The 12824-nt window shown below is 66.7% G+C and carries 10 protein-coding genes; all 10 read left to right on the forward strand.

Features of this window, described 5'->3' with window-relative positions; translation table 11 throughout:
- Position 1 precedes the first annotated feature (1 nt).
- The 10 genes from purN to LZC95_13960 all read left to right on the forward strand — a co-directional run bounded on the left by purN (position 2) and on the right by LZC95_13960 (position 12818).
- Positions 2 to 634: a phosphoribosylglycinamide formyltransferase gene (gene purN, locus LZC95_13915; GenBank protein WXA97924.1), complete on the forward strand. Its 633-nt coding sequence runs from the start codon at positions 2 to 4 to the stop codon at positions 632 to 634.
- Positions 631 to 1677, forward strand: coding sequence for a mechanosensitive ion channel family protein (locus LZC95_13920; GenBank protein WXA97925.1), 1047 nt, complete (start codon positions 631 to 633; stop codon positions 1675 to 1677). Before purN ends, LZC95_13920 begins: the two co-directional genes overlap by 4 nt.
- 4 nt (positions 1678 to 1681) lie before the next feature.
- The gene (locus LZC95_13925) at positions 1682 to 3196 is read left to right on the forward strand and encodes a phytoene dehydrogenase (GenBank protein ID WXA97926.1); all 1515 of its coding nucleotides are present in this window, start codon (positions 1682 to 1684) and stop codon (positions 3194 to 3196) included.
- A 5-nt stretch (positions 3197 to 3201) separates the two neighbouring features.
- A complete protein-coding gene (locus tag LZC95_13930; protein WXA97927.1) occupies positions 3202 to 3894 on the forward strand; it encodes a hypothetical protein in 693 nt (230 codons plus the stop codon).
- 160 nt (positions 3895 to 4054) lie between these two features.
- Positions 4055 to 4444: a hypothetical protein gene (locus LZC95_13935; protein ID WXA97928.1), complete on the forward strand. Its 390-nt coding sequence runs from the start codon at positions 4055 to 4057 to the stop codon at positions 4442 to 4444.
- 58 nt (positions 4445 to 4502) lie between these two features.
- Complete coding sequence (gene ffh / locus LZC95_13940) at positions 4503 to 6143, forward strand: signal recognition particle protein (protein ID WXA97929.1); 1641 nt, start codon at positions 4503 to 4505, stop codon at positions 6141 to 6143.
- 105 nt (positions 6144 to 6248) lie between these two features.
- Positions 6249 to 7688 carry a carbohydrate-binding family 9-like protein gene (locus LZC95_13945; protein WXA97930.1) on the forward strand — a complete coding sequence of 480 codons (1440 nt, stop codon included), beginning with the start codon at positions 6249 to 6251 and terminating at the stop codon, positions 7686 to 7688.
- Positions 7689 to 7730: 42 nt separating this feature from the next.
- Positions 7731 to 8999 (forward strand): glycosyltransferase, encoded by a 1269-nt coding sequence (locus LZC95_13950; protein ID WXA97931.1) that lies wholly within the window; start codon positions 7731 to 7733, stop codon positions 8997 to 8999.
- 43 nt (positions 9000 to 9042) lie between these two features.
- Complete coding sequence (locus LZC95_13955) at positions 9043 to 11649, forward strand: O-antigen ligase family protein (protein WXA97932.1); 2607 nt, start codon at positions 9043 to 9045, stop codon at positions 11647 to 11649.
- Positions 11646 to 12818, forward strand: coding sequence for a glycosyltransferase family 4 protein (locus LZC95_13960; GenBank protein ID WXA97933.1), 1173 nt, complete (start codon positions 11646 to 11648; stop codon positions 12816 to 12818). Before LZC95_13955 ends, LZC95_13960 begins: the two co-directional genes overlap by 4 nt.
- Positions 12819 to 12824: the final 6 nt, after the last annotated feature.

Consider the following 12824-nt stretch of genomic DNA (forward strand, 5'->3'; position numbering starts at 1 on the left):
CATGTTGAACCTGGGCGTTCTCATCTCCGGCACCGGTTCAAACCTGAAGGCGGTCCTCGACGCCGTGGCCGAGAAGCGGCTCGACGCGCGCGTCAACGTGGTCATCTCCAACGTGGCCACCGCGCCGGGGCTCGAGCATGCGCGCGCCCACGGCGTTCCCACCTTGGTCATCGACCACAAGGCCTTCCCCAACCGCGCCGCCTTCGACGGCGCCTTGGTCGAAAGCCTGCGCGCGCACGAAGTCGATTGGGTCGTCCTCGCCGGCTTCATGCGGGTCATCACCCCGGTGCTGCTCGAGGCATTTCCCTTGCGCATCGTGAACATCCATCCGTCCCTGTTGCCGGCGTTTCCCGGCATGCACGCCCAGAAGCAGGCCTTCGACTACGGCGTGCGCATCGCCGGCTGCACCGTGCACCTCGTGGATGCGGGCACCGACACGGGGCCCATCCTGGCCCAAGCCGCCGTGCCCGTCCTCGACACGGACGACGAGCCGGCCTTGCGCACGCGCATTCTCGCGGAGGAGCACACGCTCCTTCCGCGCGTCCTCCAGTGGATCGCCGAAGGCCGCGTCACCGTGGTCCCGGCGGAGCAGGGAGGGCGCGCCCGTGTATCCGTGACACGAGGTGAAGTATGAGTGTAGGGCCGGACTACGTCGCCATTTGGATCGGTCGCATCCTCCTAGCGCTGGTGGTTTCGGCCTTTTGGATTTGGATCCTGCGCAGCCTCGGGCGCATGCTTCGCGGACTCGTCGAGTTCATCGACCGCCGCCTGCGCCGGCGCGGAAAAGGCTTCCATTTTCGTTCGGTGGAGGTCCTGGGCGTCGACACGATCATCGCCTTTTTCAAGTCGCTGATCGGCATGACGCGGGCGCTGCTGTCGCTCACGGCCACGTACCTCTGGCTCCTCATCGTCGCCTGGGCGCTCGATCCGAACCATCGCGTGTTCGGCGTCGTCGTGCAGCCCTTGGTGACCGTGCTGACGAACGCCTTCGAGGCCGCGCTGGCGTTCATCCCGAACCTGGTGATGCTCCTCATCATCTTTACCCTGGCTCGCTTTTCCACACGCTCGCTGGCGGTGGTGACCGATGCGGTGCGCCTGCGCAAACTGGAGCTCGAGTGGCTCGAGCCCGAGCTCGCGGTGCCCACGCGCCGCATCGTCACGATCCTCATTTGGATGTGCGCCCTGGTCATGGGGGCGCCGTACCTGCCGGGCAGCGAATCCAAGGCTTTTCTCGGCGTGGCGGTGATGGTCGGCCTTCTCTTGGCGCTGGGCGCGCGCAGTGTGACCTCGAACCTGCTCGCCGGCTTGGTGCTGACGTATTCGCGCGCCTACCGCGCCGGCGACCGCGTGCGTATCGGCGAGACGCAAGGGGAGGTGCTCACCTTGGGCGCGCTCACCACGCGCATCCGCACGGAGGACAACCGCGAGGTCGTCATCCCCAATGCCGTGGCGCAGTCGGGCCTCATCACGCATATGGTGTCGCGCCCGCGGTCCTTGAGCACGGTCAACCAGTTCGAGTTCGTGCGCAAAGCCGTATCTGACGTCCCGCTTCCTGCCCCGCTTCCGCAGGTGCAGCCGTCCGCGGCGCCGCCTCCGGTCGTGGAAGATTTCGTCTCACCACTCGCACCCGTTCCGCCGTCCGTGAGGAGCGAGCCGCAGCAAGAGGACGCTCCGTAAGACCATGGCCAAACACTACGACGTGGTCGTCCTCGGGGCGGGGATCGGCGCGCTTTCCGCAGCAGCTCTTCTCGCCCGGCGCTCGTGGCGCGTGCTCGTACTCGGTCAGGGCTTCCGGCCCGCGTCGTACGCCTACGACGGCCTGCCGCTCGCCCGCCGCGCTTTCAATTTTCATGCATCGCAGTCGCCGGCCTGGGGCAGGGTCATCGTCGAGCTCGCGCAATCGCAGACCTTTCGCCGCCGCCTCTCGCCGCACGATCCCGTCCTCGGTGTCCTGAGCCCCGGGCGCCGCCTGGAGATCCCCACCGACACGGCCCTCTTCGGCCGCGAGATCGACCGCGAATTTCCGGGTATCCGCCGCGTCGTGGACGAATTTTACGCCGAGCTCGCGCGCACCTGTTCTCTCGCCGATTCGGCCTTCGAGCGCGACGTCGTCCTGCCGCCGGGCGGCTTCTGGGAGCGTCGCGAAACCGACCGCGCCCTGGCATCGCTTCCGCACCTGCAGGAAAACTCGGGCGATCTCCTCGCCGAATTCTCCCGCGACCATCCCTACCGCGGCGTCGTCGAAATCGCCGCCCGTTTTGCCTCGGATCTCGCCGATCCCATTCCGCCGTTCGCGCTCGCACGCCTGCACGGTGCGTGGACCCGCCCCGTGCGCCTCGCGCGCGGCGAAGAGGAGCTCACCGAGTTCCTCGTCGAGCGGGTGCGCGCCCATGGCGGCGACGTCAACCTCGGCGAGCGCGCCAGCTCCATCGCTCACCGCGGCGGCAAGGTCACCGGCGTACTCGTCGACGGTGATGATGCCCCCACGGGCGCGCCGTTCGTCGTCTCGGATCTTCCCACGGCGGCGCTGCTCGACCTCGCGCCGGGCTTCGCGCCCTCCCGTCGGGCCATGAGCCAGCTCCCCGCGGTGCACCCGCGCACCTGGCGCTTCGTGGTCTCCATGCTGGTGCACGACCGCGGCATTCCGCAGCCGCTCGCCGCCGAGTCCTTCCTCGTGCCCGATCCGCCGGCGTACACGGTGCATCTGCAGCGCACCAAGGGCCCGGGCGACACCACGCTTCTCGTGGCCGAGGCTCTCCTGGAGAGCGACTCGCGGGGCAAAGTCGCGGCGGCGCGCGAGCGCGTCCTCGCCACCGTCGAGCAGTTCTTGCCCTTCGTCGAGCGGCACTACCTCCTCGTCGACTCGCCGCACGACGGCCGCCCCCTCTGGGACTTCCGCGAGGGCGAGCGCAAATCCGTCGACCGCACGCGCGTGCGGGCCTCGGGGGGCTCGCTCGAGGCCGAACCGATGCCCGTCCAGTGGGACGCCGACCCGCTGCAGCTTCATGGCCTGGGCGCCGAGCCGCTGCGCACACCACTTTCCGGCGCCTTCGTCCTGGGGCGCACCACGCTTCCGGCGCTTGGCCAGGAGGGCGAGTTGCTCGCCGCGTGGGGGGTGGCACGAATTATTACCCGAACCGACCGCCGCAAAGAGAGAATGCGGCGCGACATGTGGAGCAAAGTGGAGCTCGGGTGACGGACGTGCCGACTTTTCCTCTCTTCGACGGAAACGCAATCTGGGTCCTCGCAGGACTGAGCATTCTCCTCACCGCGCTCATCGCCGCCGGGCGCGCCATCCAACAGGGCGCACGGCAGCGCCGCATTCTGCGCGCCCGGGAAACCACCATCGCCGAGGCGAGGGAAGGGGAGCTCGTCATCGTGCGCGGCCGCGCGCGCGGCGGAAATCTGGTGCCGACGGCCATCACGAAAAAAGATGCACTCTGGACGCGCCTCATCGTGCGCGGTGAAGTCGCCCGCCCGGGGTTGCTCCGCGTCCACACGCTGCATCGCGAGGTTCAATCGGCGAACTTCGTCGTGGAAGCCTCCGCGGGCCGCTTCGAGGTGGAGGGCAAAACCGCGACCGTCGTCGTCGGCCCCGAGCGCATCGACCGCAGCTACACCGCCGAGGGCGCACAATTCGAGGCGCGTATCCTCCCGCTCTTTCAAAAGCACACCGACTTCGGCGTCCTGGAAGGCGACAAGGCCATCGTCGCCGTGCGCACCTTCGAAGAGTCGCTCCTGCCCGGCGACGAGGTAGCCGTCATCGGCATCGCCCAACGCACCGGCAACGACGTGCGCATCACCCCCAGCCGCGACGGCCTCTTCATCGTCCAAGGCGACGTCAGATCCCTGGCCCAGTCGGGGGCCTTGTGGCGCGAGATCCCCGATGCGTAGCCCGCAGAAGAAGGAAACCGCCAGGACGCCAGGGTCGCCAGGGGCACCAGCGGAAACGCCCCTGACCTCTGATTTTTTGATTGGATTCTCCCCCCCAAAAATCAGGGGCCAGATTCGTTTCAATCTGGCGATCCTGGCGTCCTGGCGATTCCTTCTTCTGTTGGTCCTCGCATCCTGCGCCAACGCGGGGAAGAGCGAGGCGGGGTCGCTTTCGCAGGCGATTGAGCGCTACCGGATGGCGGACAATTCGCTCAAGGGATCCATGGCGGAGGCGCTCGATCATACGCCGTGCTCGGTGGTCGACGTCTGCGAGACGAAGCGGGCGTGCCTGGCGGTGAGCGGGCCGACCTCCAGGGCACTGGCCTTGAAGCACGAGGTCGAACTCGGCCTGGCCGAGGTCCGCGCCGGAAAAATGGCCCACGATTCCCCGGAGGCGCGCGCCCTCCCCGACAAACTGGACGAGGCCGCCCGCCTCCTCGAGGAGGGCCACGCCGCCCTTCCCACCTGCGACGAAAAGCTCCAGGCCCTCAAGCGAAAGTACGGAATCTAAAGCGGACTTTGGCGGAGGGGACGGACAAATTGCGCGGTCCGTGGTAAGCCCATGCCCCATGTTCGACGCATTGGCCAATGGCTTTCGGCAGGCAAAAAACCGCCTCGCCGGTCTTACGGAGCTCAACGAGCAGAATATCGATACCGCACTTCGCGAGGTGCGCCTGTCCCTCCTGGAGGCGGACGTCGAGCTCGGCGTCGTCAAAGCATTCCTGGCCCGCGTCAAAGAGAAGGCGCTCGGCGAAGTCGTCAAGCTGAAGACCAAGACCGCCGAAGGCGGCACCATGAAGGTCACCGCCGGCGACCAATTCACCAAGATCTGTCACGACGAACTCGTCGCCTTCATGACCGCCGAAGGCCCCGCACTCGCCTTCGCGGAAAAGGGCGCCACGGGCATCATGATGGTCGGTCTGCAGGGCTCCGGTAAGACCACCACCACCGCCAAGCTCGCGCGTTACCTGCAGAAGGAAGAAAAGAAAAAGCCGCTCCTCGTCGCCGCCGACATGCAGCGCCCCGCCGCCGTCGAACAGCTGCAGGTCCTCGGCAAGAGCCTCGGCATCCCCGTGTTCAACATCCCGGGCGAGACGCCGCTCAACATCTGCATCAAAGCCCGCGAAGAGGCCCGCGCCAAGGGCCACGACGTCATCATCTACGACACCGCCGGCCGTCTCGCCATCGACGAAAAGCTCATGGAGGAGTTGGGCTCCATCAAAGAGTCCGTCCATCCCGAGAACATCCTTCTCGTCGTCGACTCGATGATCGGCCAAGACGCCGTCAAAGTTTCCAAAGGCTTCCACGACAAACTGGAACTCACCGGCGTCGTCCTCACGAAGCTCGACGGCGACGCCCGCGGCGGCGCCGCTTTGAGCGTGAAAGAAGTCACGGGCGCGCCCGTTCGCTTCATCGGCGTGGGCGAGGGCACGGACAAGTTCGAAGAGTTCCGCGCCGAGGGCATGGCCAGCCGCGTGCTCGGCATGGGCGACGTCGTCGGCCTGATGAAGGACTTCCAATCCGTCGTCGACGAGCAAAAGGCCGCCGAAGACGCGATGAAGATGCTCCAAGGCCAATTCACCTTGGACGACTTCCTGAATCAGATTCGCATGATTCAGAAAATGGGCTCGCTCAAGGACATCGTCGGCAAAATGCCGGGCATGGACGGGATGATCCCGCCCGACGCCAACCTGGACGATCGCGAACTCGTGAAGATCGAGGCCATCATCCAGAGCTTCACCGCCTTCGAGAAGAAGGACCCCTACGCGCTGGTGCGCGAGCCGGGGCGCGTGAAGCGCGTCGCCAAAGGCTCGGGCAGCACCGAACAAGCGGTGAGTGAGCTCGTGCAGAAATTCCTCTTCATGCGGCAGATGATGGAGGGCCTCGGCCAGAACATGGGCCTCCTCGGCAACATCCCGGGCGTGAAGCAGCTGCAGATGGCCAAAAACCTGAAGAAAATGGCCGCCGGCGGCGGCGGGATGCCGGGTTTCCCGGGCATGCCCGGCATGGGCGGATTCCCCGGCATGCCCGGCCTCGGTGGCTTCCCCGGAATGGGCGGCTTCCCGGGCATGGGTGGCTTTCCGGGTATGGGCGGCGGCGCCCCGCAGGAGAGCCTCACCAAGATGAAGGCCCTCTCCGCCTCCGAGCGCAATGCGAAAAAGGCCCAGCGCAAGCGCGAAAAAGACGCCCGTCGCAAGGGCCGCAAGTAGTTCCTCCCGCTCCTGCTCCCGCTCCCCCTCCCGATCTTCTTCTTTCGGGATCGGGATCGGGATCGGGAGGGGGTAAAGACGAAGCAGAGAACGGAGGAGGATCCAGTGCGCGCGAAGGGGAAGACCTGGGTATTGCTGTCAGTGGTAGCGGGGGCTCTGGCCATGCAGGCCGCGTGTGTCGGCGGCTCGAAGAGCGTCTCGGCGGAGGACAAGGAACGCCTCAAGTCGTACATCCTCGAATCCGAGCCGGCGAATATCCCGCACAAGGTCGATATCAACTTCGAAAACCGAGTTCACATCATCGGTTACGACATCGAACCTGCGCAGGCCAAACCCGGCCAGGACGTGAAGCTCACGTATTACTGGCGCTGCGACGACACGGTCGACGAGGGCTGGATGCTCTTCACGCACATCCTCGATCCTGCGACGGACCATCGCGATAATTTGGATAACGACGGACCCTTGCGGGAGCTCAAGAACAACAAACAAATCTTGAGCCCCGACAAATGGGAAAAAGGCAAAGTCTACGTCGACGAGCAGACATTCCACGTCCCCGACGACACCAAGGCGCCGGAGCTTTCCGTCCTCACGGGCGTATGGAAGGGCAATGCGCGCCTGCGCATCATCAGCGGCCCGAACGACGGCGACAATGCGGCCTTGATTGGCAAAATCAAAACGGGTGTGGCCCCCAAGCCGGAAGAGCACACGCGCAGCACGGACATTCCGTCGGTCATCGTGAACAAGCTCGCGGCGGGCGACAAAATCGTCATCGACGGCAAGGGCGACGACAAGGGCTGGCAAGGAGCGACGGATCTCGGCCCTTTCGTTGACGTGGGAACGGGAAAAAAGAACACCACGTTTCCCGTGAACGGCTCGGCGAAACTCGCGTGGGACGATGCCAACCTGTATGTCCTCTTCACGGTGAGCGATCCCGACGTGGTCGGTTATTTCACCGACAAGGAAAAGCAGAAAGACGATTTCACGGCCACCGGCCAGCCCAAATTGTGGACGCGCGACACCGTCGAAATCATGACCGATCCCGACGGGGACGGTGACAACAAGGATTATTACGAATTGCAGATCAACCCGCAAAATCGGGTGTTCCACTCGCAATTCGATTCGTACAACGCCCCCAAGCAGGAGCCCAACGGGCCATTCGGCCACGAGGATTGGGATCCCAAGTTGAAGAGTGCCGTCACCATCCAGGGCACCCTCGACAAGGCCGACGACAAGGACGAAGGCTACACGGTGGAGATCGCGATCCCGTGGGCGGCCTTCTCCAAGGCGGCGCACCACCCGCCCCAGCTGGGGGATGCGTGGCGCATGAACTTCTACACCATGCAGCAAAACGGCGGCGTGGCCTGGTCGCCCATCCTGGGGCAGGGCAACTTCCACAAATCCTCGCGCTTCGGGCGGGTGCAGTGGGGCACGGCCAACACCCCGCCCGGCGACGCCGGGACAGGCGCAGCTGCCGCCGCCAGTCGTGATGCGGGTGATGCGGGCGCGGCCGCGAAGAAGAAGCCCGCGGGCACGCCGCGGCCGTGATTTGAAACTTCCGCGCTGTCCGCGCAACAGACCCCAAACTTGATGCCGCTTCGTATCTGCCACCTCGGAAAATTCTACCCGCCCGCCCGCGGCGGCATTGAATCGCACACGCAGACCCTTGCGCGTGCCCAGGTGGCGCTCGGGGCAGATGTGCGCGTTGTCTGCGTCAACCACGACATGGGCGGAATCGACGCCACGTGGCGCGTCATCGCTTCCACGCCCACGGTCGAAGAGGTCGACCAAGGCGTGCGCGTCACCCGCGTGGGGCGCCATGCTTCGTTCTCGCGCTTCGACGTGTGCCCGTCGCTCTTCTCGGCCTTGTGGCGCGTTCGCCGCGAGGGCGTCGATATCCTGCACCTGCACGCGCCGAACCCCACGATGTTCAGCGCGCTCTCGCTCCTCGGTTCCCTTCGCCCGTTCGGCACCCTGGTGGTGACCCACCATGCCGACGTGGTCAAACAGCGCGTGCTCCTCAAGGCCTACCGCCCCGTCGAGAGCTTTTTCTACGGGCGCGCGGCGCTCGTGCTCAGCACCAGCGAAGACTACATCGGAGGCTCCGAAGCGCTGCTTCGCGTGGGCGCGAAGGCCAAAGCGCTCCCCCTGGGCATCGATCGCACGCCGTTCGTCGAGCCCACGCCCAAGGCCCGCGCCTTTGCGGAGAAGCTGCGCTCGGAACACGGCGCACCCTTGTGGCTCTCCGTGGGGCGCGTCATCTACTACAAGGGCCTGAACGTGGCCGTCGACGCGCTGTCGGATGCACCGGGCAAGCTCCTCATCGTGGGCAGCGGCCCCATGGAAAACGAGCTTCGCCAGCGCGCTGAGCGGCGCGGCGTCGCCGATCGCATCGTGTGGGCGGGGCGCCTCGACGACGAAGAATTGGTGGGCGCCTACCTCGCGGCCACCGCCCTCTGGTTCCCCAGCAACGGCCGCGGCGAAGGCTTCGGCCTCACCCAGGTCGAGGCCATGGCCAGCGGCCTTCCGGTCATCAACACGCACGTGCCCCACTCGGGCGTGGCCTATGTCTCGCGCGACGGCGTGAGTGGCATCACCATCCCGATGAACGATCCCGCCGCCTTGGCGGCAGCCTCGCGCCGTCTTGCCGGCGATGCGGACCTCCGCCGTCAACTCGGCGAGCGCGCCCGCGAGCGCGCAGCCGCGGAGTTCGACGAGCGCGTGATGGCCTCACGCAGCCTCGCGTATTACCGCGAGGCACTCGGCCGGCCTGTCGAGCCTAGCACCAAAACCACCCCGCGCGGTCGCTCCAGCGACACACGCGAAGAAGCGCTGGGCTCGCCCAAGCTCAGCGCATAGAGGCTTTTGACAATTGGGGCGCTTTCAGGCAACTGAACGCAGTGTGGAGCACGCCTGGCAGGAGCATGCCCCGAGCTCCGGCTCGAGGAGCCATCGCGTCAAAAAAAGGGAAGAGTGGACGCTGCGGGTAGGTCGCTGGCTCCTCGCCGGTGCCGTGCTGTTTCCTGCGCTCGCCCTCGGTGCGATTCACACCTCGATGCTCCTCATCACATCCGCGATGGTGGGGCTCGCCGGAGTGCTCGTCTGGATGCACGCCCCGGTGGCGCGCCCGCGCCTCGCCGCGAGCGTGCTCGTCGCCACCTGCGTCGGCCTCACGCTCTTCACCGCGTTTCAGCTTCTGCCGCTCCCGGCCGGTTTGCTCCACCTCGTGGCGCCGCGCAATGCGGACGTCTGGTCGCGCGCGTTCTGGCCCTTGCACCTGCCGGGGCCTCGGTTCGCGTCCATCACTTTGGATCCCGTGGCCAGCGGTGTGGAGGTGCTCCGTGGCCTCACGTACCTCGTCGCGTTCCTCAGCGTGGTGCGCATCTCGGCCAGCCGGCACGGCGCGCTCTTTTGCTCCGCGATCCTCGTGCTCTCCGCCACCGTCGTTGGTGCTGCGGCGCTCGCGCACCCGGCGCTCGGGGCCGAGCGCGTCTTCGGCATCTACCGGCCCACCACGCTCATTGGCGCGCGCCACGTCGCCACCATCCTCAACGCGAACGCGCTGGCCGCGTACATCAACATTGGCTTCTTCGTCGCGCTCGGTGAAGGCCTCTCGTCACGGCCCGCCGTTCCGCGACCCGTCTCCTTGGCCTTCGCCGCCGTGCTCATGGCCTTCGAGTTCTGGCTCGCCTCGCGCGGCGGTGTCCTCGCATGCGTCGCGGGCGCCGCTCTTCTCGTCTGGATGACGCGCGTCTCCTCGCGCAGCCATCGCCATAGCGTGAAACGCGTTACCTACGCGGTGCTCGTGGCGGTGATCGTTGCCTGCGTGGGCATGTGGGTCTTCGCCTCGTCCGACGATGCGTGGAACGAGGTCTCCGATCGCGATCTCTCCAAGCTGCGCGTCTTCGAATACGCCGCACGCATGGTCTGGCACCACTTCTTCTGGGGCGCCGGCCGTGGCTCCTTCGAGAGCACGTTCCCCGCTTTCCGCGACGGCACCAACTACGTCACGTACACGCACCCCGAGAACGTGCTTCTCCAATGGGCCAGCGAGTGGGGCGTGCCCGTCACCCTGGCCGCGCTGGGCGCCATCGCGTGGGCACTGCGGCCGTCCGTGCTCTTCTCGCGCTCGCGTCCCGCGGTCGGGGCGTGGGTCGCCATCGTCACCAGCTTTTTGCACAACCTGGTCGACTTCAACTCCGAGTTCCCTGCCGTCGTCCTCGCCCTTTCCGTGTGCGCGGGATTGATCGTCGGCGGCACGGGCGTCGGCACCTTCCGCCGCGTCGATATTTGGGCCAAGCGCCCGCGTCTTCTCGGGTACGCGGTGGCAGGCGCCATCGTGGTCGCGGGCATCCCCGTCCTCGTGCACGTGAACGACGACCTGTACTCGGACCGCACCAAGCTCCACGATGCGTCCTTGAAGCCCGCCCCGCCCGACGAATTTCGCGTGCTCGCCGAGGGTGCCATCTCGAGGCATCCCTCGGAGCCGTACCTCCCGTTCTCGGGCGGCATGCGCGCCTGGGTGGCCGGCGACGAATCCGTGCTCCCCTGGGTGAGCCGCGCCCTCGAGGTCTCGCCCGTCTATGGCCCGGCGCATTTGATCCTCGCGCGCACCTTCTTCCGCGCGTATCCGTCGCAGGCGCGCCTCGAGTACCGCTACGCGATCCAACAGGCCGCCGAATGGCAGCGCGAGCTCGCCACCGAAGCGGGCCACTTGGTGACGGGCCCCGAAGAAGCGTTGGAGCTCGTTCCGGACGGTGCCCTGGGCCTCTCCGTGCTGCAGACATTGGCCTCTCGCCTTGGCGATCGCCTGCCGGCCACGCAAGCGGTCCTCGACGAAGAGATCCTGCGCCGCAAGTCCGACGCGGCCGACGCCATCGGGCGAAGGGCCCACGCGCTGCTGGCCGATCTCGCCAATGCGGACGTTTCGCCCTGGTGCGCCGAGTCCAATCGCACCGACTGCATCGAGCGGGCCATCGAGGGGGCCCGGCGCCTGCAGCAGTTGAAACCCACGCTCTGCGAGGGATACGAGGTCGAGGCCCGCGCCCGCGCCGAATCCGGCGACGTCGACAATGCGCTGCGCCAGCTGGAAGCGCGCTCGGAATTGGTCGACAACAAGTCGCAATGCCTCGACGCCACGCTGCGGCTGGCCAAGCAGTTCGATCGCTCCGCGGACATGACCGGCGTCATCGACAAGCTGGCAAAGTCGGGCTGTGCCAACGACGACCGCTGCGCCGATCTCCTGCTGTACGTCGGGCGCATCGAGGAGGGGCGCGGAAACCTGCGCCGCGCGCTCATGTTCTTCCGCCGCGCGCGCGAACGTTATTCGAGCCGCGACGACGTCGTATCCGCCCGCGCCCACGTGGCGGCGCGCCTCGGGCTTCACGCGGAGGCACTCGACGAATTCAACGAGCTCGCCAAGCGCCACCCCGACAACCCGGACTGGGCCCAAAAGGTGACCCACGAACGACAGGCCATGCTCGAGCCTGCGCGAGGCAGCCACCCGTGAGCCTCGAGTCGTGGCACATCGTGACGGGCGAGTACCCCCCGGCCCACGGCGGGGTTGCAGATTACACGCAATCGATCGCACGTGCCCTCGCCGGCGCCGGCGACGACGTCCACGTGTGGGCGCCGCCGGCCCCCGCTCCCTTTGCGCACGAGCCGGGCATCACCCTGCATACCCTGCCGGATCACTTCGGCCCGCGCAGCTTGGTGACCCTGTCCAAGGGACTTTCCGAGGCGCGCCGCGGTGCGGGACCTTCCCGAAGCACCCGCATCTTGCTGCAGTACGTGCCGCAAGCGTTCGGCTACCGCGGCATGAACCTCGCGTTCTGCGCGGCGCTTGCCTCGCAGCGCCAGGACCTGTGGGTCATGTTCCACGAAGTCCTGTTCCGGCGCGAACGAGGCCAGAAATTGCGCCTCGGGATCCTCGCCGCCGTGACCCAATTGATGGCCGCCGCGCTCGTCTATCGTGCGGATCGGACGTTCGTCTCCGTCCCGGCATGGAACGACCTGCTGAAGGCGCACGTCCCCGGTGCGAAGCCTGCGACGTGGCTGCCCATCCCATCGAACATCGCATTCGCACCCGCGCCCGATCGGGTTGCCGCGCTTCGCGCGTCGCTGTCGCAGCAAGGCACGTGGGAACTCGTCGGCCACTTCGGCACTTACGGCGGGCTGATCGCGCCGCTCGTGGAACGGGTGTTCGCGGAGCTTTTCGCGCGCCATGCCACGTGCAAGGCCGTCTTGATGGGCCGCAACGGCCCCTCCTTCGCGGCGAATTGGATCGCGAAGAACCCCAGCGTGAAAGACCGGCTCATCGTCACCGGCGAATTGTCCGAGGAAGACATGGCCACGCACCTGGCCGCGTGCGACATGACCGTGCAACCGTACCCCGATGGCGTCAGCAGCCGCCGCACCAGCGTCATGGCCAGCCTCGCCCTGGGCATTCCGGTCGTCTCCAACGAGGGGGAGCTTTCCGAATCGATCTGGCGCACCGAACAGAGCGTAGGGCTCGGCGCACTCGATGGCGACGCGCAGTTCCCGCCCATGGCCGAGTTGGTTTGCTCCCTTTTGAACGATCGGGCACGCGCGAGTGCCCTGGGAGAGCGGGGGCGCGGCCTCTACGATCGACTTTTCTCCATCGAGAGCACCGTCCGAACGTTGCGAGGAGCATCATGAAGCAGA

The sequence above is a fragment of the Sorangiineae bacterium MSr12523 genome (genome assembly GCA_037157775.1).
GTDB lineage: Bacteria > Myxococcota_A > Polyangia > Polyangiales > Polyangiaceae > Pendulispora > Pendulispora brunnea.

Excerpts from the sequence above, each read along its gene's own strand:
- purN (WXA97924.1), top strand. The coding sequence starts at position 2 with ATGTTGAACCTGGGCGTTCTCATCTCCGGCACCGGTTCAAACCTGAAG.
- LZC95_13920 (WXA97925.1), top strand. The coding sequence starts at position 631 with ATGAGTGTAGGGCCGGACTACGTCGCCATTTGGATCGGTCGCATCCTC.
- LZC95_13925 (WXA97926.1), top strand. The coding sequence starts at position 1,682 with ATGGCCAAACACTACGACGTGGTCGTCCTCGGGGCGGGGATCGGCGCG.
- ffh (WXA97929.1), top strand. The coding sequence starts at position 4,503 with ATGTTCGACGCATTGGCCAATGGCTTTCGGCAGGCAAAAAACCGCCTC.
- LZC95_13950 (WXA97931.1), top strand. The coding sequence starts at position 7,731 with ATGCCGCTTCGTATCTGCCACCTCGGAAAATTCTACCCGCCCGCCCGC.